Origin of the sequence: Brevibacterium permense, from assembly GCF_025506275.1 — a bacterium.
GTDB classification, from domain to species: domain Bacteria; phylum Actinomycetota; class Actinomycetes; order Actinomycetales; family Brevibacteriaceae; genus Brevibacterium; species Brevibacterium permense_A.
Window position 1 is genome coordinate 1 of the sequence record NZ_QYCP01000062.1, and the last position, 20,689, is coordinate 20,689.

General features: G+C 64.4%; 20 protein-coding genes. 11 read left to right on the plus strand and 9 right to left on the minus strand.

The genetic code is table 11. The features are described 5' to 3' along the window. Positions 1 to 81: 81 nt before the first annotated feature. The 4 genes from D3I60_RS01850 to D3I60_RS01865 all read left to right on the plus strand — a co-directional run bounded on the left by D3I60_RS01850 (position 82) and on the right by D3I60_RS01865 (position 4,110). Positions 82 to 1,254, plus strand: a complete 1,173-nt coding sequence (locus D3I60_RS01850) for an amidohydrolase (protein ID WP_262774444.1) — start codon at positions 82 to 84, stop codon at positions 1,252 to 1,254. 110 nt (positions 1,255 to 1,364) lie between these two features. Further along, positions 1,365 to 2,531: a BMP family ABC transporter substrate-binding protein gene (locus D3I60_RS01855; protein ID WP_262774445.1), complete on the plus strand. Its 1,167-nt coding sequence runs from the start codon at positions 1,365 to 1,367 to the stop codon at positions 2,529 to 2,531. A gap of 35 nt (positions 2,532 to 2,566) precedes the next feature. Beyond that, complete coding sequence (locus D3I60_RS01860) at positions 2,567 to 3,670, plus strand: adenosine deaminase (protein ID WP_139470381.1); 1,104 nt, start codon at positions 2,567 to 2,569, stop codon at positions 3,668 to 3,670. Further along, a complete protein-coding gene (locus D3I60_RS01865; RefSeq protein WP_262774446.1) occupies positions 3,667 to 4,110 on the plus strand; it encodes a hypothetical protein in 444 nt (147 codons plus the stop codon). Before D3I60_RS01860 ends, D3I60_RS01865 begins: the two co-directional genes overlap by 4 nt. A gap of 249 nt (positions 4,111 to 4,359) precedes the next feature. On the opposite strand, the gene D3I60_RS01870 is transcribed toward D3I60_RS01865, so the two are convergent. From D3I60_RS01870 to D3I60_RS01885, 4 genes are all read right to left on the minus strand, one after another. Then, a complete protein-coding gene (locus D3I60_RS01870; protein ID WP_262774447.1) occupies positions 4,360 to 5,685 on the minus strand; it encodes an FAD-dependent oxidoreductase in 1,326 nt (441 codons plus the stop codon). A gap of 54 nt (positions 5,686 to 5,739) precedes the next feature. Next, entirely contained in the window at positions 5,740 to 6,450 is a 711-nt protein-coding gene (locus D3I60_RS01875; protein WP_262774448.1) for a hypothetical protein, read from the minus strand. Between the two features lie 190 nt (positions 6,451 to 6,640). Then, entirely contained in the window at positions 6,641 to 7,330 is a 690-nt protein-coding gene (locus tag D3I60_RS01880) for a GNAT family N-acetyltransferase (protein ID WP_262774449.1), read from the minus strand. Positions 7,331 to 7,415: 85 nt separating this feature from the next. Then, on the minus strand, positions 7,416 to 7,910 hold the full coding sequence (locus tag D3I60_RS01885) for a MarR family winged helix-turn-helix transcriptional regulator (protein WP_139908546.1): 495 nt from the start codon (positions 7,908 to 7,910) through the stop codon (positions 7,416 to 7,418). A 197-nt stretch (positions 7,911 to 8,107) separates the two neighbouring features. Between D3I60_RS01885 and sucC the strand changes: the two genes are divergently transcribed. The 3 genes from sucC to D3I60_RS01900 all read left to right on the plus strand — a co-directional run bounded on the left by sucC (position 8,108) and on the right by D3I60_RS01900 (position 11,545). Beyond that, positions 8,108 to 9,277: an ADP-forming succinate--CoA ligase subunit beta gene (sucC, locus tag D3I60_RS01890; RefSeq protein ID WP_139908545.1), complete on the plus strand. Its 1,170-nt coding sequence runs from the start codon at positions 8,108 to 8,110 to the stop codon at positions 9,275 to 9,277. Between the two features lie 18 nt (positions 9,278 to 9,295). Beyond that, positions 9,296 to 10,192: a succinate--CoA ligase subunit alpha gene (gene sucD, locus D3I60_RS01895; RefSeq protein ID WP_139468939.1), complete on the plus strand. Its 897-nt coding sequence runs from the start codon at positions 9,296 to 9,298 to the stop codon at positions 10,190 to 10,192. A gap of 264 nt (positions 10,193 to 10,456) precedes the next feature. Further along, positions 10,457 to 11,545: a threonine aldolase family protein gene (locus D3I60_RS01900; RefSeq protein ID WP_262774460.1), complete on the plus strand. Its 1,089-nt coding sequence runs from the start codon at positions 10,457 to 10,459 to the stop codon at positions 11,543 to 11,545. 111 nt (positions 11,546 to 11,656) lie between these two features. Here D3I60_RS01900 and D3I60_RS01905 read toward each other — a convergent pair whose 3' ends face one another. Then, entirely contained in the window at positions 11,657 to 12,424 is a 768-nt protein-coding gene (locus D3I60_RS01905) for an IclR family transcriptional regulator (RefSeq protein ID WP_262774451.1), read from the minus strand. A 157-nt stretch (positions 12,425 to 12,581) separates the two neighbouring features. On the opposite strand from D3I60_RS01905, the gene D3I60_RS01910 reads away from it, so the two are divergent. The 4 genes from D3I60_RS01910 to D3I60_RS01925 are packed head-to-tail and all read left to right on the plus strand — an operon-like array spanning position 12,582 to position 16,614. Continuing rightward, a complete protein-coding gene (locus D3I60_RS01910; protein ID WP_262774452.1) occupies positions 12,582 to 13,931 on the plus strand; it encodes a DUF1932 domain-containing protein in 1,350 nt (449 codons plus the stop codon). Further along, positions 13,928 to 15,346 carry a TRAP transporter permease gene (locus D3I60_RS01915; protein ID WP_262774453.1) on the plus strand — a complete coding sequence of 473 codons (1,419 nt, stop codon included), beginning with the start codon at positions 13,928 to 13,930 and terminating at the stop codon, positions 15,344 to 15,346. The genes D3I60_RS01910 and D3I60_RS01915 overlap by 4 nt, the downstream gene beginning before the upstream one ends. Positions 15,347 to 15,377: 31 nt before the next feature. Further along, on the plus strand, positions 15,378 to 15,653 hold the full coding sequence (locus D3I60_RS01920) for a hypothetical protein (RefSeq protein ID WP_262774454.1): 276 nt from the start codon (positions 15,378 to 15,380) through the stop codon (positions 15,651 to 15,653). Beyond that, entirely contained in the window at positions 15,646 to 16,614 is a 969-nt protein-coding gene (locus D3I60_RS01925) for a cyclase family protein (protein ID WP_262774455.1), read from the plus strand. Before D3I60_RS01920 ends, D3I60_RS01925 begins: the two co-directional genes overlap by 8 nt. A 72-nt stretch (positions 16,615 to 16,686) precedes the next feature. On the opposite strand, the gene D3I60_RS01930 is transcribed toward D3I60_RS01925, so the two are convergent. The 4 genes from D3I60_RS01930 to D3I60_RS01945 all read right to left on the minus strand — a co-directional run. After that, entirely contained in the window at positions 16,687 to 17,565 is an 879-nt protein-coding gene (locus D3I60_RS01930) for a DUF6282 family protein (RefSeq protein WP_262774456.1), read from the minus strand. After that, a complete protein-coding gene (locus D3I60_RS01935; protein ID WP_262774457.1) occupies positions 17,555 to 18,832 on the minus strand; it encodes an MFS transporter in 1,278 nt (425 codons plus the stop codon). The genes D3I60_RS01930 and D3I60_RS01935 overlap by 11 nt, the downstream gene beginning before the upstream one ends. 187 nt (positions 18,833 to 19,019) lie before the next feature. After that, the gene (locus tag D3I60_RS01940; RefSeq protein WP_262774458.1) at positions 19,020 to 19,427 is read right to left on the minus strand and encodes an RtcB family protein; all 408 of its coding nucleotides are present in this window, start codon (positions 19,425 to 19,427) and stop codon (positions 19,020 to 19,022) included. Positions 19,428 to 19,872: 445 nt separating this feature from the next. After that, on the minus strand, positions 19,873 to 20,689 hold an 817-nt coding region (locus tag D3I60_RS01945; RefSeq protein WP_262774459.1), incomplete at its 5' end, for an IS110 family transposase.

Below are 20,689 nucleotides of genomic sequence, written 5' to 3' on the forward strand. Positions count from 1 at the left end.
ATTTATGACATCGAGTGCCTAGCATTGTTTGAAATGTTCGACATCGCCCATCCCCGACCTCCCCGCCCTGAAGGACCCGACGTGATCAGCTCGACAATCGCTGAGATCGGTGCAGAACTCATCGATTTCCGCCGCGACATCCATGCCCATCCGGAACTGTCCTTCCAGGAGTTCGAGACCACCGACAAGATCGTCGCCCGTCTCGAGGCCGCCGGTCTTAAGCCCCAGCGCCTCGAAGGCACCGGGGTCGTCTGCGAGGTCGGCGAGGGGCCGGTGGCCGTGGGACTGCGAGCCGATATCGACGCCCTGCCGGTTGATGACCTCATCGATGAGGATTTCCGTTCCACCGTTCCCGGCGTCGCCCATGCCTGCGGCCACGACGTCCACCTGACCGCCCTCATCGGCGCCGGTATCGCCCTGCAGAAGATCCATGAATCACGGCCCGGCGGCCTCGGCGGACGCGTGCGACTGATCTTCCAGCCCGGCGAGGAAGTCACCCCGGGTGGTGCGCTGCGCGTGATCTCGCAGGGTGTCCTCGACGATGTGCCCGAAGTCTACGCCGTCCACTGTGACCCGAACGTCGACATCGGCAAGGTCGGTTCGCGCATCGGCGCCATCACCGCCGCCGGCGACACGGTCATCATCCGCCTCTCCGGTCACGGCGGGCACACCTCCCGTCCCCATCTGACCGAAGACCTCGTCTATGCGCTCGGCAAGCTCGCCACCGACCTGCCCTCGACCCTGGGCCGGCTGATCGATCCGCGGCACGCGATCTCCCTGGTGTGGGGCGAGATCAGCGCCGGTCACGCGGCGAATGTCGTTCCCAGCGAGGGGATTCTGCGCGGAACCCTGCGCTGCCTCGACGTGGACGGCTGGAACCAGGTCGCTGAGGTGCTGCCCGAGCTCGTCGACCGCATCGCCGGACCGTACGGAGTCGATGTCGACCTCGAACACCGCCGAGGCGTCCCACCGGTGGTCAACACCGAAGACCAGGTCACCCTCATCGAATCCGCCGTCCGCGGGGAACTCGGCGAGAACTCGGTGCAGCTGACCCCGCAGTCCATGGGAGGTGAGGACTTCGCGTGGTACCTCACCCACTGCCCGGGTGCGCTCATCCGGCTGGGCACCCGCACACCCGGGGGCATCACCTACGACATCCATCAGGGTGATCTGCTCATCGACGAACGCGCCGTGGAGATCGCCGCCCGAGTGTTCACCGCCACCGCGCTCAAGGTCCTCGACCGCGACCGCTGATCGACCTGTCACGGTCCGCGATGACTCGACAGTGATCGGTGGCTGCTCGGCTGCGCCGGCTGTCCACGCTGATTACCCGGCCGAGATGCCGGGCCGATAATCTTGATGTCATGAGTCTCCGAGCCCGCAGCACCTCCATCGCCGTCCTCGCCGCGGCGGGCGCCCTGGTGCTCACCGGCTGCTCCGTCGCGACTCCCGAAGTCCTTGAAGAGGAACGGCTTGGCTGCCTCGTCTCGGCCCCGGCTGGCTTCGACGATCACTCGGCCGGTGCGCTCACACTCGAGGAGGCGGAACTGGCCCGTGGGGCCGGGGTCTTCTCGGGTACCTCGAGCCAGCGTGTCTCGGGCGGGTCGGCCACCTCGGCGGCATTGGATCGGATGCACAGAAACGACTGTGCCTTGACCACGGTCATCGGCCCCGGGGGAGCGGACGAACTCGCGGACTTCGCCGCCGCCCACCCCGACGATCTGTTCCTCGGGGTCTCCAGCGGCACCGCTGACCTGCCGAAGAACGTGCTGAGCATGGACTTCGACCTCGTCCCGCCGGCGTTCATCGCCGGATACACCGCGGCCACCGCCTCGGAGACGGGGAAGGTCGGGGTCGTCGTCGCGCACGGTTTCCCGCAGTCCGAACGCATTCTGGCCGCCTTCGACGCCGGGGTCGATCTGTACAACAAGGAGAAGGACGAGGACCTGCCGAAGGCGGAGTCCTACCGTCCCTCCTCGGGCGGGGCCGCCTTGGCCAACGGTCCGCCTCGGACGATCGACGATACCCGCAGCGCCGGGAAGGACTACTTCGAACGGTCTTTCGATGCCGATGTCGACGTGCTCGTTCCCTTCGGGTCGGCGGCCGCGATGGGTGTGGTCACATCGGCGGATGAGAAGCGGACTGACCTGACCGCGGCCACGGAGGACCCGGACGGCGACGCCGAGGGACCGAGCCTGCCGAAGGTCGTCTGGTACGGCACCGCGGGCGGATTCTCCAGGGCGATCGTGGCCACCCTGGAGCCGAACGTGCGCCGCGGACTGCGCACGATGTTCCCCGATTGGCCGCAGAGCAAGAACCCCGACGAGGTGGCCCCCGCCCCGAAGACCGGGCCCGAGGAGATCGGCGGCTTCCGCGTCGCCGACCGCCACTACTGGGGCACCCTCGACAACGGGGGAGTGCGCATCGTCGCCGAGGACGGATTCCTCTCCCGTGTCTCCGACGCCGGACGCGGAATCACGGACCTGCGTGAGCGGATCAAGAGCGGGGAGATCGACCCGGAGAAAGGATGAGGGGCGCGCGACGCATCGGATAAGCTGAGACGGTGATGAATGTACCCGCCGGCGTCGCATCGGACGACCCCATCCTGCAGCTGCCCAAAGTCTCCCTCCACGATCACCTCGACGGCGGTCTGCGCCCGTCGACGATGCTCGAACTGGCCGACTCGATCGGTCATACCCTGCCCGCCTCCGATGCCGAATCGCTGCGCCGGTGGTTCTCGGAGTCCGCGAACTCCGGTGACCTGGTCCGCTACCTCGAGACGTTCTCGCACACCGTGGCGGTCATGCAGAGCGAGGACAACCTGCGCCGAGTGGCCAAGGAATGGGTCCTCGACCAGGTGGCCGACGGAGTCTTCTACGCCGAGGCCAGGTGGGCTCCCGAACAGCACCTCGAAGGCGGACTCGAACTCGACGCCGTCGTCGAAGCTGTCCAGGACGGTCTGGAAGCCGGCGTCTCCGAGGCCGCTGCCGAGGGCAAGTACATCCGCGTCGGACAGCTCATCACGGCCATGCGTCAGGCCGACAACTCGCTGGCGATCGCCGAACTGGCCATCCGCCATCGTGAGAAGGGTGCGGATTCCGGTGTCGTCGGCTTCGACATCGCCGGACCCGAGAACGGCTTCCCGCCGTCTGCGCACCTCTCCGCCTTCAACGCCCTCCACCAGGCATATGTGCCGGTGACGATCCATGCCGGTGAGGCCGCCGGCAAGGAATCCATCCACGAGGCGGTCACCATCTGCCACGCCCAGCGTCTGGGCCATGGTGCGCGCATCGTCGAGGACATGGACATCGTCGACGGTCAGGGGCAGCTCGGCAGCCTCGCCGCCTGGGTCCTCGACCAGCAGATCCCGCTCGAACTGTGCCCGAGCTCCAACCTGCAGACCGACATCGGCGGTACCATCGCCAGCCACCCGATCACGGGGCTCAAGGATCTCGGCTTCGCGGTCACCATCAACCCGGACAACCGGCTCATGTCCGGCACATCCGTGTCGCGTGAGATGCGTCTCCTCGTCGACGAGGCCGGTTGGAACCAGACTGACCTCGAATGGGCGACGGTCAACGCCATCACCGCTGCCTTCCTGCCGCTGGATGTGCGCGAGCGCATGCTCGACGAGATCCTCATCCCCGGATTCGCCCGGGTGACCATTTGAGCTCACACAATGACCGGGCCGCAGCGTCCGGTGCCTCACCGGAGCCTGAGGGGCAACGCGTTCCGACCCCACGGGCGATGCTGCTGCCCGTGACCGTCCTCGGTATCCAGGCGCTGGCCCTGGTCGGTGCGGCGGTGTCGTTCGTCATCACCGCGATCACCGCCGGCCCCTTGGCAGCTTCGCTGATCGGTCTGGCCGTCATGTTCCTCATCTTCGCGGCCGGTGTCGGCGCCGCGGCACGAGGCGCCTGGCGTCTGCACCGGTGGGCACGTCCGGCCGCGATCGCGTTCGAGCTGCTCGTCATCGTCTTCGCCTTCAGCGTCATCGGCGGTTCCCTGTGGCTGGGGCTGGCCTGCCTGGTCACCGCCATCGCCGTGCTCTTGGGCTTCTTCCTGCCCGCCGTCGTCGACGCCTACAACCGAGCCCTGACCGACTACTGAGCGGGATTGAGCCAGCACTCGTCGGAACATTAGGTCGCTATCGGATACTTTCGAGCGAGAAGAGTATCCGATGGCGACCTGAGTTCTGCGCTGAGTGTCCGATAGCGACCCAAGTTCTCTCGACTTCAAGCCCGAGCGACCTGACACCGCTGGGAGCACAGGTCAACTGTGGGAAGAATGCCCACAACCAGCGTTTCTGCGGCATTCTTCCACCGCTAAACTCGTGACGGCCGCGCTCGGCATTCAGCATTAGGCCGGGGGCGGCGACCATTTCTGGACGCTCGCAGCCTGAGCGGCGATGAGTCGCGACGGAACCGCTGAGAAGACGGCGTTGCGCAGCTGCGCCAGCAGAGTCGATTCGAGTTGGAACACCTGCCCCATCAGCCGGGACTTCAGTGCGATCGACTGTGTCCGCGGGCGGCGCAGGGAGTCATAGCGGCCGAGTGCCGCAGCGAGGTCTGGCGGTGCTGAGGCGCTCGGGCCCGCATTGTGGTCCGGTTTCATACCGGTGCGAGGGCCTGCATTGTGGTTCGGGTTCGCACCGACGCGAGGTCGCGCACCTGAGGCGGAGTCTTGCTCCTCGGTTCGCCTGGGCCGACTCGCCCCAGATCCCGGTGATTTCCCGATCAGCGAGGTGAGCAGGACGGTGAGCGTCGCCGCGTCTTCGAGGGCCTGACCGCCACCCTGACCGAGGTTCGGCGTCATTGCATGTGCGGCATCGCCGAGGAGGACGACTCGGCCGCGGTGATAATGGCGCAACCGGCGGGAGAGGTCGGAGATCGCGGTGCGGCGGACCTCCTCGGCGGGGGTGGCGGCAATGAGATCGGCGATGGGGGAGTGCCAGCCCGTGAACATCTGCTCGACGGTAGCCTTCTCGTCGGCGAAGACCGCGTTCTGCGGCATGTTCGCCACAGCGAACCAATAGACGCGGCCGTCGGCCAGAGGAGCGATGCCGAAGCGGCGTCCGTGCCCGACCGACTCCCCAGCCTCGCCGGACAGATCCACCGGCACCGAGGTGATGCCCCGCCACGCGGAATACCCGGAGTATCGCGGTGCCACCGGTTCACCGTCGACGACGGTGCGGACCCGGCTGTGCAGACCGTCGGCGCCGATGATGAGGTCGAAACGCTCTGCCTTCGACTCCATCGTGCTCGAATCGTCGGCGGACCTGGCCCTGATAGTCAGCGTCCCATCGGTGCCGGTCGCCGTTGCTTCGGTGCCGGTGCGCACCTGCACAGGAGCCAGAGCATCGAGGAGGATGCGGTGGAGGTCGGCCCGGTCGACGATGCGCAGCGCACCGACCGAACCATCGGGCACCTGAGCGATCCAGTGCCCGTCTGCACGTCGCTGACCTGCGGCGAAGCCTTCGACGCTGGAGTCAGTCACGGCGTCGAACGCCTCGCGCAGACCGAGCGACTCCAGCGCGGCAAGCCCGTTGGCGAAGATCGACAGTCCCGAACCACCGGCCCTCACATCGGGGGCACGTTCGAACACGGTGACCTCGGCGCCGGCCTTCTGCAGCCCCACGGCCGCCGAGAGTCCGGCGATTCCGGCTCCGATGACAGCGATCTTCATGAACTCATCGTCGCACGCAGAACGCCGAGTGGCGAGGCGAGGAGTGCCCAGAGATTACTGGAGGAACTCTCCGCAGGCTTCAGTGAGGTAGTCGCCGGCGACGCCGCCCTCTTCGCCGAGGCTGATAGCGGTCATCTGGATGCCCCACCACACGCGCGGTGAACCTCCCCACTGTTGGCGGAACTCCTCGCGACGACCGGGATCCTCCGCGAGGTCGTCGGCGGCCAGGCCGATGCGGTCCTGGGCATCATCGGCGGTGCAGCGCGTCTCGTCGTCCGGGCCCTTCGGGTCGAGCTCGGGGATGTCTTCGTCATCGACGGTCTTGAGCGTGTAGGCCGAGTTGCCGATCTCCTCGACTTCGAAAGTGCCGTGGATGAGCAGGAACGGGGAGGCACCGTCGTCGACGTTCTTCGCGTCGACGGTGACGCTGACGCTGTCGGGGCTGTCGGCGGTCACGGTCGTCTCGCCGGAGTCGGGGACTTCCGGATTGCCGGTGTGCACGTAGACCTTGAGGTAGGCCTCGGTCTTCTTCTCGGCCGCCTCGGCGAGGCCCTGCCACAGCGGGTCGGTGTCCTTCGCCCCACCTGGCGAGGAATCGACGATGGACACCTTCGGTGCATCGTCTGGCGTCTCGATCGGGGTGACCTCTTCTTTGCTCACCGAGGGGCGCGGCTGGGGTCGAGTCTCATCGGGAGTCGACACACAGGCCGTCGTCGTGGCCAGCAGCGCTGCGGCGGACAGCAGGGCAAGGGGGCGAAGTCGCATGGTTCCTCGAGGTGTCTCAGCGTCCAAATGGTGTCGCATCCAGCCTAATGCGCGCGACGGTCCGAGTACGGGTGGACGCGCGGCGATGCGGCAGAAGCGGCGCAGGTGCGAGGCCTCTGCGCCGAGAGGCGACGCACTGGCCCTGACGTCACAGGCCGGCCGCCCAACCGCGGCGCCCGGACCTGCCGCCTCAGCCGCGGCGCGCTGCGGCGATGAGTTCGCGCAGGCTCTGGCGCTGGCCACCCGCGGCATTGAAGTTCGCTTCGTCGAGCCACTGCTCATACGCTGATCGCAGCGCCGGCCATTCGCTGTCGATGATCGAGAACCACGCGGTGTCGCGGTTGCGGCCCTTGTACACGAGGTGCTGCCGGAACACTCCTTCGAAGGTGAACCCGAAGCGTTCGGCGGCAGCTTTCGACGGGGAGTTCGCGTCATCGCACTTCCACTCGAACCGTCGGAAACCGGAGGCGAAGGCGAGATCGGCGCAGAGGAAGAGCGCCTCGGTGGCTGCTCGCGTCCGCCGCAGCGCCGGCCCCCAGAGGATGTGCCCGATCTCCATGACCCCGTTGGCGGTGTCGATGCGCATCAGTGCCTGCCGCCCCTCGGCCCGACCGGTGGATCGGTCCACGACGGCGAAGAAGAGGGGATCGGAAGAGGTGGCCGCCTCGGCGATCCATGTATCGAAGTCGGTGCGTTCGGTCTGCGGTGACTGCGGCAGGTAGCGGAACCGCTCCTCGATCCCGTCGGGAACTGAGACCGCAGCGAACAGATCATCGCCGTGGAAGGCAGGATCGAGGGGTTCGAGATCGACGTAATGTCCGTGGATGGACTCTCGCCGAGGCGGCTGTGCACCGGTGAAATTCGTGAGGTCGTCGTTCATGGCTGGGTCCTCGTCGTCGGGGTTCGGGTGAGTTTCGTGCGTTCATGCCTGTGGTTGGGCAGGTGTGACCGTGCTCGGAGCGGATTCAGTCTTCGCTGCCGTCGAAGCCGGTGGACAGCTCGCGCAGAAGCCCGGCGAGCTTGCGACTCCCGGCGGGGGTGAGACCGCTGAGGATCTCGCGCTCCTTCACGAGCAGGTCCGCCAGGGCGGAGTCGACGGTGGCGCGGCCGCTGTCGGTGAGGTGGACGAGCACTCCGCGGCGATCACCCGGATCGGGGCGACGCTCTACCCATCCGCGGGCCACGAGACGGTCGATGCGATTGGTCATGGTGCCGCTCGTGACAAGCGTCTCCTGCAGCAGGGTCGAGGGGGAGAGCTGATAGGGCTCACCGGCTCGGCGGAGGGCGGAGAGCACGTCGAAGGCCCATCCCTCGATTCCGTAATCGGAGAAGCTCGCCTTCCGTGCCAGGTCCAACTGCCTGGCCAGCCGCGAGACTCGGGAGAGGATCTCCATCGGGGAGACGTCGAGATCCGGACGCTCACGTCGCCAGGCTGCGACTATTCGATCCACTTCGTCCATGAATCGATTTTACGTCCATATCAAGAATCTTGAGAGCAAAGATACTTTTTGACGAGAGATTCCTTACTCTCAGGGTCCGTTTAACCTGCAGGTTTGGATGGACGGGTGCGTTTGGGAATATGGTTGTCCTTGGTTGTTGCATCCGTCAACGAACCTGCAGGGGCCAACCACCCGGCAGCAGAAACGAAGGAAAACACGTGGATCTTTTCGAGTATCAAGCACGTGACCTGTTCGAGAAGCACGGAGTGCCCGTGCTCAAGGCCCAGGTCGCGACGACGCCAGAAGCAGCGAAGAAGGCAGCCGAAGATCTTGGCGGCGGTGTCGTCGTCGTCAAGTCGCAGGTCAAGATCGGCGGCCGTGGAAAGGCCGGCGGCGTCAAGGTCGCCAAGAACCCCGATGAGGCCGAGGCTCGCGCCAAGGACATCCTGGGACTCGACATCAAGGGCCACATCACCGAAAAGGTGATGATCGCCGAGGGTGCCGACATTGCCGAGGAGTACTACTTCTCCGTCCTCCTCGATCGGTCCAACCGCACCTATCTGGCCATGTGCTCGAAGGAAGGCGGCATGGAGATCGAGCAGCTGGCCGTGGAACGTCCGGAAGCGCTCGCCAAGATCCCCGTCTCCGCCATCGACGGCATCAACGATGCCAAGGCAGCAGAGATCGCCGAGGCGGCCGGCTTCGATGCCGACACCGCCGCGAAGGTCGCCCCCGTTCTGACCAGCCTGTGGACCGTCTTCGAGAAGGAAGACGCCACCCTGGTCGAGGTCAACCCCCTGGTCAAGACCGGTGCCGGTGACATCATCGCCCTCGACGGCAAGGTCTCGCTCGACGACAACGCCGACTTCCGCCAGAAGGAGCACGAGGAGCTGCGCGACATCAGCGCAGAGAACCCGCTGGAGCTCAAGGCCAAGAAGCTCGACCTCAACTACGTCAAGCTCGACGGTGAGGTCGGAATCATCGGCAACGGCGCAGGACTGGTCATGTCGACCCTAGACGTCGTCGCATACGCAGGTGAGAACCACAACGGCGTCAAGCCCGCGAACTTCCTCGACATCGGAGGCGGCGCCTCGGCTGAGGTCATGGCCAACGGACTCGACGTCATCCTCGGCGATGATCAGGTGAAGTCCGTCTTCGTCAACGTCTTCGGCGGAATCACCGCCTGTGACGCCGTGGCCGACGGCATCGTCAAGGCCCTCGAGATCCTCGGCGACCAGGCCACCAAGCCGCTCGTCGTCCGCCTCGACGGCAACAACGTGGAAGAGGGACGCGCTATCCTCCAGAAGGCCGCGCACCCGCTCGTCACGCTCACTGACACGATGGACGGTGGAGCCGACAAGGCCGCCGAACTGGCTGCTGCCAAGTAAGGAAAGGTCTTTACAACAATGTCTATCTTCCTGAATTCCGATTCGAAGATCATCGTCCAGGGCATCACCGGCGGAGAGGGCTCGAAGCACACCGCCCGCATGCTCGCCGCCGGATCGAACGTCGTCGGCGGTGTCAATGCCCGCAAGGCCGGCACCACTGTGAAGCACAACGACCAGGCCGGCAACGAGGTCGAACTCCCTGTCTTCGGGTCCGTCGCCGAGGCGATGGAAGCCACCGGTGCCGACGTGTCCGTGGCCTTCGTGCCGCCGGCGTTCTCCAAGGACGCCGCGATTGAGGCCATCGATGCCAAGATCGGTCTGCTCGTCATCATCACCGAGGGCATCCCGGTGCAGGACTCGGCAGAGGTCTGGGCCCGTGCGCAGGCGGCCGGAAACGCCACCCGCATCATCGGACCCAACTGCCCGGGCATCATCACCCCTGGTGAGTCGCTGGCCGGCATCATCCCGGCCAACATCACGAAGAAGGGCAAGCTGGGCCTCGTCTCGAAGTCCGGCACCCTGACCTACCAGATGATGTACGAACTGCGTGACCTCGGCTTCTCGACCGCCATCGGCATCGGCGGAGACCCGGTCATCGGCACCACGCACATCGATGCGCTCGAAGCATTCGAGGCCGACCCGGAGACTGAAGCCATCGTCATGATCGGCGAGATCGGCGGAGACGCCGAAGAGCGCGCAGCCGCCTTCATCAAGGAGAACGTGACGAAGCCGGTCGTCGGCTACGTCGCAGGCTTCACCGCTCCCGAGGGCAAGACAATGGGCCACGCCGGCGCCATCGTCTCCGGCTCCTCGGGAACCGCTCAGGCCAAGAAGGAAGCCCTCGAAGCTGCAGGTGTCAAGGTCGGCAAGACCCCGACCGAGACCGCCGAGCTCATGCGCGGACTCCTCGGCTGAGTCGAGCACTCCCGCATCGGGTGAGCGCCTGACCGACACCGACCCGAACCACACTGCGGCCCGCCTCCACAACGGAGGCGGGCCGCAGTGTGGTTCGGTCCTTTGGGATAGCGCCGGCGTACTGCTGCAACTGCTCCAATGTGTGATTGCCGTGCCCGGACGACACTGCACACGTCACGGAGCACGTACTAGTCTGAGAATGTGAACTCTCAGACATCTGATCAGACAGCGCAGTCGACGAACCCCGCGGACATCCTCCCTGACATCGGCACCGCCGCCCCACCTGTCGACACCAGCCCCGAGGCGCACCCGCGCAACTTCGGTTCCGACAACTGGGCCGGAGTCCACCCCGAGGTGCTCGCAGCAATCGCCGAGGCCAACGTCGGCCACACTCCCGGCTACGGCGGAGATCCCTGGACTCAGCGTTTCCACGACATCATGACCCACCACTTCGGGCCCGACGCCCAAGCATTTCCCGTCTTCAACGGCACCGGAGCCAACGTCCTCGCCCTGCAGTCGGCGCTGCCGCGGTGGTCGGCGGTGATCACGGCCGCCTCGGCGCATATCAACTACGACGAAACCGGGGCGCCGGAGAAGGTCGGCGGACTCAAGATCATCGGTGCTGCCACCGAGAACGGCAAACTCACTCCCGAGACCATCACAGGTGCGATCATCGGCCGCGGCAGCGAACACAATGCGCAGCCGTTGGCCGTGTCGATCTCCCAATCGACCGAATGGGGCACGACCTACACCCCGGACGAGATCGCGGCGATCGCGTCCACCGCGCACGAGAACGACATGATCCTCCACATCGACGGATCCCGACTCGGCAACGCGGCCGCCCACCTCGGCGTCGGCCTCGGTGACATCACGACCGGGGTCGGCGTCGACATCGTCAGCCTGGGCGGGACGAAGAACGGCCTGCTCGGCGCCGAGGCGGTCGTCGTCCTCAACCCGGAGATCGGCCAGGGACTGCGGTACCTGCGCAAGATGAACCTGCAGCTGGCCTCGAAGATGCGCTTCCTCTCCGCCCAACTGAACGCCCTGTACGAACGGGACCTGTGGCGAACCTCCGCCGCCCGGTCGAACGAGATGGCTCAGTATCTCAATGAGAGACTCGCCGAGGTGGCCGACAGCTGCCGTGTCCCCGGAGTCGAGATCGTGCAGAAGGTCGAATCGAACGTCGTGTTCGTCCGGATGCCCGCCGAGGTGGCCGCTCGCGCCCGGCGGAAATTCGCCTTCGCGGACTGGCCGTTGGAGAAGGACATCGTGCGCCTCATGTGCGCCTTCGACACGACGGCCGAAGACGTCGACGCCCTCGTCGCCGCGATCGTCGGGGCTTCGCGGGTCTGAAATGAACGGGCCGATTCGAGCTTCGGCGAGTGCACGTCGTAGCTCCGCCTGGGCGCTGGTTCCTGTGCAGTGCCGCGACTCGATGCAGATGTGGCACGCCGACCCGCACGATCAGTCGAACGACGCCTCCGGCAGGCCGTGGCCGATGCTGATCGCAGCCTGGTGGACTTGCCGACCGAGTGCCTGAGTCTGGTCTTCGGGGAAATCGTCGATGGTTCCGGTCGCCTGCACCGCCGCCATGACTCCATAGTCGGACGGAATGGCGGCGGCGACGCTCGCCACTCCGGGCTCTCGTTCCTCCCGGGAGATGGAGTATCCGCGCTGACGGATCTTTGCCAGATCCTCTAACAGATCGGAACGTGTCGGCACTGGCGTCGAGGGGGCGGGGGCCGTCTGCGCGGCTGCGCTGAGCAGCTGCTCGACGGTACCATCATTCATCTGTGCGAGTAGTGCCTTGCCCGCGCCGATGTAGAGCGGCAGGCGCGATCCGATGACGAGTTCGTAGCCGAAGTTCCGGGTGGTCCCCGCACGGGAGAGCACCACGCGCTGTCCCTTGTACTCATTGAACAGCGTCACCGTCAATCCAGTCAGTGAGGCCAGCTCGATGAGGACTGGGCGAGCGGCTCTGATCAGGGGATTGGTGATCGAGAAGGCATGAGCCCCGAAGGTCAGAGCGATTCCCGGTCGGTATCCGTTGGAGTCCTTCTCGACTCGGCCGCGAGACTCCAACACGGCCAGGATCCGTTGAGTGGTGGCGACGGGAAGTTCTGCGCGTCGAGCGATCTCATTGAGTCGAAGCGAACCTCGGGCACTGTCGAGAACTTCGAGCACATCGATGGCTCTCTCCAATGAACGCATCGGTGATTGTGTTGCAGGCATGATGTCCCTTCATCGATTAGTTTCCCACACAGTGAGAGTCTACAGCTTCTAATGAGTCAAGGCTGTTTCCTTTATCCTGCCTGCGACCTTGACATTCCCGCTGCTACCCATCACACTTTCAAATGCTGACAAGAATTCTCATAGAATGGGTGTAACGATGCATGCAGCGATAATTGGCCTGGGCGAAGCAGGAACGCTCTACTCCTTGGGTCTTATCAGTCTCGGGTGGAACGTGTCCGGATTCGATCCGGCCGATGTTCCGACACCGGAAGGGGTGCGCCGAGTCGACTCCGCCTCCGAGCTCGTCCGGGATGCCAATATCGTCTTGTGCCTGGTAGGCGGGCGGGCTGCGGTGCCCGCCGCAGAATCGGTAGCAGCTGACTTGGGCGAGAACACGATCTTCATCGATATGAATTCGGCCTCACCCGGCGTCAAAGAGCTCGTTGCCGCAATAGTCGGCCCACAGCGGTATGCCGATGTCGGGGTGGTGGGCTCAGTGCCGGAGGGGCAGTCGGCCACCGCAGTGGTCATCAGCGGTGAGGGATCAGAACGTGCGGCCGAGGTCTTCACCGCGCTCGGAGCGCCAGTCGAGGACATCGCCGGTGCTCCCGGAGATGCGGCCCGCCGCAAGCTTCTGCGCAGCACCTTCATGAAGGGATTGGGGGCGCTCATCGTCGAGACGCTCGAGGCCGGCGAGCACATGGGTGCCCGGGACTGGGCGCTCGGGCAGGTCTCGGCCGAGCATGCCGGTGGAGCGGAGAGCGTGGAGCGGTTGTACTCGGGCACCGTCAAACATGCTGACCGTCGAGGACACGAGGCCGATGAGGCCGCCGATATGCTCGACGCGCTCGGTGCCCGATCGACAATGTCTCGTGCAGCCGCGAAATCCCATGCGCTCATCGCCTCGACGGTGAGCATGTCCGACGAGGAGCTCTTCGCCGCCTATGCGCAGGTGCCGGTGGCCAACATCGGGGACGCTCGGGACCGGATGGGCATGGTCGACGGTGGAATCAGGGCCCTGTGGAGGGGCGCAAAGGCAGTCGGCCGTGCGCACACTGTATGGGTCGCACCCGGAGACAACAAACTCCTGCACGAATCGCTCGAGTCCATCAGACCAGGAGACTTTCTCGTCGTCAACGGTCAGGGTCATATCGACCGTGCCCTGCTCGGGGAGCTCATGGCCGAGAAGGCCCGCAAGCGCGGTGCGGTCGGCATCGTCGTCGACGGTGCTCTGCGCGACCTCAACGATCTCGAGGAGATGGGATTCCCTGCCTGGGCCAGGGCGGTGAATCCCTCCGGACCGTACAAGAATGGTCCCGGGCAGATCGATGTTCCCGTCGCCGTCGGCCGAGTCGTGGCCGAACCCGGCGATCTCGTCGTCGCCGATGATGACGGCGTCATCATCGTTCCGCGCACCGAGGCGGTGCCGACCTTAGCGCGCGCTCAGGCGGTGCAGGAGGATGAGGCGAACCGGCGGATGAAGATCATCGCAGGTGAAAACTCATGATCGCAGTCTTCGCTCTCGTCGCGTTCATCGCGGTGATCATCGTGTGGAATGCCGTGGTCGGCCGCAACATCGGTGAGGCGATGACGCTGGGCCTGCTCGTCATTTGCGGTTTCGCCTTCTTCACCGATCTCGGCGAGGGTGGCATTTGGGCAGCGATCTGGACCTCGGTCTCGGACGCCCTCACCGAGGAAATCATGTTCGCCGCGCTGGCCTTCGTGTTCGTCTCCTATCTGCTGGAGCGCACACCGGTTCTCGAGCACCTCGTCGATGTGCTCAATTCGCTGCTCGGGCGCTTCCGTGGCGGGCACCTCTACACCACCACGATCGCAGGAGCGATTTTCGGTGCCATTGCCCACATCGGTGCGGCCATCACAGCCGCCGTCGGCTCCATCACTATTCCGTGGATGAAGCGGTCAGGGGTCAAGCCGGAGATCGCAGCCACCGTGGCCTCCGGTCTTGCAGGCTTCGGCGTCAGCTTTCCCTTCTCCGGCACCATGTTCATCCTCGTCGGCGGTTTGGTCGCGCAGGGGGCGATGGAATCCAATGACATCGTCATGCCGTTGTTCTTCGCCGGCCTCTGGGCCCTGGTCTATCGCATTATCGTCGCCTTCTGGCTGGTGAGGAAGTACAAGATCCCCGCTGTGCCCGCCGCGGATCGCAAACCGGTTGCCGAGAGCTTCCGCAATGGCTGGACGACGATCCTGCTTATCGTGCCGATCCTCGTCCCACTGCTGCTGTCCTTCGGGCCGGTGGCGGCAGCCATTGGCGATTTCACTGGAATCACCTCTGAACTTAAGCCCGGCAAGGAACTCAGCGACGGCACTGTTCTCGACCCGACGCCGTTCGCCATGTCGGATGTCGTCAGTCTGCTGACCTGGATTCCCGTACTCATGCTCGTCTTTGTGATCATCCTCGGTCGGAAGTCCCTTCCGCGAACCATCAGGGGTTGGTGGAAGCTCGTCGAAGGCTCGGCTCCGTCCTTCGGCGTCATCGGCATCACCATCTTCGCGGCGTTCTCCGCTGCGAATCTTCTGGCCGAGATGGGATTGGCCGATGAGCTCGAAGGATTGCTGTCGCTTCTTGCCGTACCGAAGTGGATTATGGTCATCGCCATCGGTGCAATCATCATTCTCATCGCTGTTCCGCTCACGGCGAGTGCGACCATGGCGGCGATCGGTCCGGTGGCGGTCATGACATTGGCCAGCGTGGGTGTTCCCGTCCCCGTGGCCGCTGCCGCCGCGCTAATCTTCGCTTCGACGGAGGGCGCCTCTCCTCCGTCGGGTGCACCGATCTATGTGGCAGCAGGAATCGCCGAGGTGGATCCCGGCCGGATGTTCGTTCCACTGCTCAAATACTATTGCGTTCCGCTCCTGGTGGTCGGTGCACTCATCGCCCTCCAGATTCTGCCGGTGTGAGCATGCAATCAGCAATGAAAGGGAATGAGAAATGAACGACACAGGTCACGACGCCGGTGCGGTCCTCCCGGGTGGGTTCCAGAGAGCCTACAGCCATCTCTTCGCTCTGTCGACGGCGCTGTTCTTCCTCGGAGGCGCAGCAATCGTCCTCGTCCAGATCGTCCTGCTCATCGCGGCGCAGGGTGCGGCGGCCCGAGATGTCGCCGAGGCGATCGGCCCCTATGCCTTCGGCATGTCCTCGGTGGCGGGCCTGCTCGCCTTCGTGCTCACTTACTTCCGTGGGGCAGGGGTGAGCGCTGATGAGTGACTATCCGAGCTATGAGCAGTTGGCGAACAATGTTCCGGCGAACTCGTCCTGGGGCGTGTTCGGACAGGAGCCGGAACGAGGGGCGGCGAACTTCGCCGGCCCGGAGAATGTCGTGGCCGCCGCGGCCGCTGTCGATCGGGGGCGGGCTTTCAACCTCGACTATGCGCTCAATGCCTTCGATCCGCCGATGGCCAGGGCGCGACGGGCACCGGAGCATGAGATCCTCTCAGCCCACCCGGAATCGCGCGACGACGTGCTGCGGAACTTCTTCTTGCAGGCGACATCTCAGGTCGATGGACTGCGGCACCGACGGGCATCGGGGCACGGTTTCTACAATGGAGTCTCCGATGCGGAGATCACCGCCGGGGGACCGGCACTGGGTGTGCAGCTGTGGGCGGAGAAGCCGATCGTCTCTCGTGGCATCGTCCTCGACCTCGTGGGCCTGTTCGCCGACGCAGGCGAGCCGCTCGAACACAGGCAGGGTCCGACCTTGGAAGCGCGTCACCTCGATGAGGCGTGTGAACGTCAGGGCGTGTCCGTGGAACCCGGTGACATCGTCATGGTGCACACCGGATGGGCGGCATGGTTCATCGACTCCTCGATCGACGTCCGTGATGAGGTGAGGTCGTCGAGGCGGGCCACGGGATTCCGACAGTCGCGACAGCTGGCGCAGTGGATCTGGGACCACCGCGTGGCGACCTTCGCCACCGACACCTTTGCGGTCGAGGTGCTCCCGGTGAGTCCCGAAAGCGAGTTCTTCGACTCGGCTCCCGAGGACAAGGGGATGATGCACCAGGAACTCATCGCCAAACTCGGCATTCCCTTGGGGGAGCTGTGGAATCTCGACGAACTGGTCGTCGATTCCGTCGAGTCGGGCCGCTGGGACTGCCTGTGCATCATCAAGCCACTCAACCTCGTCGGTGGTGTCGGTTCTCCACCGAACGCCACGGCGATTCGCTGAGTCGACCCGACAACCATGGGAAGGCCTGTGCGGCCGGAGATCACTCCGGCCGCACGAGCGTTCCTGCGTTCCTCACAGACGAAGGGTGTGGCGAGAATTGGACACAATCATCTCCCGGACTCGGAACGGTGAGCAACCGGCTCGGAGTAGCAGCACCGCCCACATCACCAAGCCGCCGGCGATACTTCCGAACTCCGGTTGCCCGAGGTCGCCGGTGAGCAGGGTCGAGGCGGTCCCACACCGTTCGATGAGATCCAGGACGTGATCGAGGCCGACCTTGCCGGTGGCGAGCGAGTTCATGGTGTGCTCGATCCACGCCCCACGCGCGGCCATCTCCGCTATGGCGGAATCGGAGATCCGCAGATGTGGCAGACACGGATGGGTGACGATGACATTGTCCGCTCCGTGTTCACGGGCCACGGCGAGCACAGCAAAGACCTCATCCTCGCCGAGGTGACCGGTCGCGATCGTCATCTGATGGGCAGCAGCCGTCGCGATGACTTCATGGAGCGCCTCGCTCGGCTGACCACCAACGAGAACATTGAGGTGGGCATGCGAGGCCTGGCCCTCGTGCTGGTGCTGGAGACGGCTGTCCTTTGTCGGAAGCCAGACGACGCGAGCTCCCATGACGGCTGCCGCCTCCACAGCAACCGGATTGAGCCCTCCGACAGTGCGGTTGAGCGTGATCGATGGCAGGGGAGTGGCGGGGAGATCCCGTTGGGCTCCGGCGACCAGCAGAGTCGTCGGCACCACATGGGACTTCACGACGAACCCACCGAGGCGATGCCGGGCGAAGTCAGCGGCCGTCTCGGTGATGGTCTGGGAGCGCTCGACGATGTCAGGGGAGGTGTGGGTATGCAGGTCGAAGCCGCCGGAGATCACCTCGAGAATCTCGTCGCTCATCAGTGCATCGACTCCGGTGAGAAGCTGTCTTCCGAGATCATTCAACATCGATCTTGGACCTTCCCACGGTGAGAACTGTGACCAGACCGATGATCGCCGCGATCGTCATATAGGCGGCGGGCGCGAGCACCCAACCGGTCAGGTTCGTCAGCCACTGGGCGACATAGGGACCGAAGCCTCCGCCTGCGATTGTGCCGATGGAGAATCCGAACGCGACACCGGTCAGTCTCGCTGTGGACGAAAACAGCTCGGTGAAAAGAGGATATCCGATCGCCTGGGCGAACACCCACGGAATGAAGGAGATCGCCATTGTCAGTGCCAGCGGAACGCCCTCGGCGGGGTCCATCAGCGCGAAGCTGGGGATGGTGAGCAGTACATAGGCGATCATCGCCAAAGCATAGGTGCGTCGCCTTCCCAGTCGATCGGAGAAGAGAGCGGCGAACGGCATGAGAACCGCGAAGACGATGGTAATGATCGAGTTCGTGCCGAATGCTTCACTGGTCGAATATCCCAGTTCTTCGGTGAGGTAGGTGTTGAGGTAGACATGACCGACGTACCCGGTCAGCGTCATCGAGAACGACAGGAGAACGAGCTTGACCACGGCAGGTCGTTCGTGCTTGAACACGGAGACGATTGGAGCGGGAGTTTTCTCCTTCGGAGCCGCGAACTTGGCTGATTCGGGCAGGGTCCGTCGAACCCAGAGGATGAGGAGGCTGAGGGGCAGAGATAGGAGGAAAGGTACGCGCCAGCCCCATTCCGTCATGGCGGACTCCCCGAAAGTGAAACTGACCAGGGATGCCATTCCCGTGGCAGCCGCGGTGCCCAGGGCGATCCCCGCCGGGGTGAAGGCGACGAAGAAGCCGCGCAGCCGAGGCGGTGACGACTCCGCGACGTAAGTTGATGCCCCGCTGGCTTCGCCACCTGCACACAGCCCCTGCAGCAGACGCAACGCCACCAGTGCGATCGGAACGATGATCCCCATGGACTCGTAGGAAGGAAGCAGCCCCACCAGAGCGCTCGCCAGTCCCATGATGATCACACTGGAAAGGAGCGCCGTCTTTCTGCCGTGGCGATCGCCAAGCCAACCGAAGTACAAGGCGCCCAGGGGGCGCATGAAAAAGCCGGTGCCGAACACTGCGAGGGTGGCCAGCAGTGCGACCTGAGGGTCGGAGGCGGGCATGAGCTCGGAGGAAATGAAGACGGCAAGGGCTGCATAGAGCGAGTAGTCGTAGTACTCGAGCAGCGAGCCCGCGCCTCCAGCCAGGGCGGTCTTCCATACAGTCTTCGTCTTCTGCTTCTCATCGGTAAGGGTCATCGTCGTCAGGCTCCTCCGCAAGCGTCTTTGCTCCTGGCACCGAGGCGAATCCAGGGTGCACTCCGATTTAGATTGAGTCTAGATCTCATACAGTGATATGTGCAAGTACACAATGGAATTAAAATGCGTTCTGTGACAGAAGAAGGTCCGTCTCGATGCCGTTGCCGGGATCTAGACGTACCAAGGGCTAGCGATGCATCGCCGCGATGCTCACTGCCTCGCGGGCCCGCGCCGAGCCTGCCTGCCTGAGCCCACCTGGACCAAGCCAATCGCTCTTGACTTTGGCCAGCTGACGTAGGCTGTGCCTGAGGCCGACGAATTCGACGGCATCGTCCATCACCTGTTCGGTCGGCTTGTTGGCCTGCGGGATCTCATTGATGAATGCATAGGTGTCCCGATACTCGATGTCTGCCTGCCATCGCCTCACACAGCTATCGCGGGTGAAGGTCTCGTGCGCCTGCGTCCGGGGGTACAGGTGCCTTGCACTATGAGGTGAGGAGTTCAATGCCACCGGATTGCCCGGACTCTCGACCACGTAGGACGGGGTGCCCATCGATTCGCGGATAAGGTAGAGCCGACCAGAACCGACCTCCATCGCGCCCTCCCGGGAGAACCACACCTTCTTCTTAAAGTGAGAGTGCCGAGCTGATGCCGCCAGTGTCCGGCATAGGAGTCAGGGTCGAAGGCGGCAGTTCCAGCCAGCTTCTCGAGATCAGTGATCCGCGGGGCGGCAGTGGCCACGATCTTCTTGTTGTAGGCTCCGGTCGAGATCGGTTCAGTCTGCTCCATTGTCTGTGACAGACCCGTGATATCACGCGCTTCGAGTTCAGTCCGGGTGGACTGGTTTCGGACCCCGATCATGCCGCAGCCGATGTCGACTTAGTCGGCGGTGGGAATGATCGCACTGAGAGGGGGCGTATGTTTTAAGTCAAGGGGCAGTGGGCAGATTGTTCAACCTTATCTAATGCCGGCCGAAGGGCAGGAATGATCGGTCCGGGGGCTGTCTCCCGGACTGATCAGGCACTTCGCTTCAACTAGGTTCAGGCAGCAGTGACCGCCTCGGGGGTATGGAAGTAGGCACCGTCGCGCAGCATGGCGTAGAGGACGTTGCAGCGCCTTCTCGCTGACGCGATCAGCGCCTGGTTGTGCTTCTTATGTTCGGCACGCTTCTTGTCGTAATACGCCCTCGACAACGGGTCTTTCAACGCCGCGAACGCAGACAGGAACAAGGCTCGTTTGAGGATCTTGTTCCCCCGACGCGATGAGTGATCGCCGCGGATCGAGGTCCCTGACCGCCATGTCACCGGTGCCAGTCCTGCATAGGAGGCGAGGTGTCCGGCTGATTCGAAGTCCTTACCCACGACCTCGGTCAGTATCCTCGCGGTGGTCCTGACGCCGACTGCCGGCATCGACGCCAGGAGCCCGAAAAGCGGATGCGCCTGAACCAGTTCCTCGATCCGCACCAGCACTTCATCCCGTGACTGCCGTGTCTGCGCCAACGACGTCGCCAACTGGGGTAAGACGAGCCCTGCGGCGTCGGTGCCCGACACGACCACAGTCTGTTCGTCGAGTGCGGTGAAGATCGCGGTCGCCCATCTCTTCCACGCCCTAGGTGCCTGCTTGCGTAACAGGGTTTCGAGCCGGCGTTTCCCGGCATGCTTGAGTGCTTTCGGTGTCGGGTACTTCGCCAACAGAGCCAACATGGCCGGATGATCCAAGTGCGGACCGAACACGGTCTCCACCCCGGGGTGGATCTGGGTGAGCAGTCCGCGGATCCGGTTCGATGTGGCCGTTGCCTGTTTCGCGAGGTCATCGTCGTAGCCGCACAGCATCGACAACTCCGCGACGTTCTCATCC